Origin of the sequence: Vibrio sp. 1151_11 (genome assembly GCF_029478525.1) — a bacterium.
In the GTDB taxonomy this organism is placed as follows: domain Bacteria; phylum Pseudomonadota; class Gammaproteobacteria; order Enterobacterales; family Vibrionaceae; genus Vibrio; species Vibrio anguillarum.
The window spans coordinates 1-878 of sequence record NZ_SHMN01000090.1 but is presented as its reverse complement, the minus strand read 5'-3'; the positions used below and the strand labels follow the sequence as shown (position 1 = coordinate 878).

Annotated in this window: 1 protein-coding gene; it reads left to right on the top strand. The window is 41.1% G+C overall.

The annotated features are described in order from the left end of the window. Positions 1–169 precede the first annotated feature (169 nt). A complete protein-coding gene (locus EXZ60_RS18900) occupies positions 170–745 on the top strand; it encodes a hypothetical protein (protein ID WP_277436159.1) in 576 nt (191 codons plus the stop codon). Positions 746–878: the final 133 nt, after the last annotated feature.

Below are 878 nucleotides of genomic sequence, written 5' to 3'. Positions count from 1 at the left end.
TGCCTAACAAACAATTTAAGAGGGATTCCCAACGCTTGGCATTTTTGTTTCTACTTCAGTTTTAGTGGTTACGGTACAATGCTTTAGGTTAGGTGGTAGCGTTGCTCACCCCTTAATTGGGCGTTATACGCAACAGTTCTTCCTTTGATTCTATGTAGAGGTAATAAATATGGGAAGGTGGTTTGACTTTTCAAACGACGAGTATCAATTTCGAGGGCTAGGTGAACTGAGGTCTCAATGGACAAAGATTCCAAGCTTTCCTGCGAGAGATGCAATTGCAGAAGCACATCAATATTATGACTTTTTGTGCACTATGGTTGCAGGTCGAGTTCAGAGTTGGACTCATCCAAGAGAGGAGCGAGAGAATTGGTTCAGACCGACACCGCTATCTTTATCCGCTCGCTCAGGTGCTATCTCAAGCTGTATATCAGTTGGCTCATCTATTATCGAATGTGCAATGCGAGCACATGCAGAGAATAGGAATATAAAAAAACTCATGAAACATGCTCCTGAGCACCGAACTTTCGGGAAAGTTATTTACACTTGGAAAACTCACGGTGTTTACGGTTCTGAAATTGCGACGATAATTGAGGATCTTGAAAAGATTCACGCTAGAAGAAATGATATCCATCTATACGCTAGTTTCGGGCGAAGTTGGGAAGATATCAGTAACGAGGAAAGTGAAATTCTGGCAACAATTGAACGATTGTTCGCCTTTTTTCAAAATTTAGATCGTGTAGCATAAAGCGTATCATAGACTGAACCTTAAGCATTAAGCCCAGCGTAAATTCCGTCTAAAGTAATGTTTTCTTTAGACTTCCTCTGAGCGGACTTTTGAGCGTTCATTGATATATAACTGGCAGCCCATTCGAGTTTAT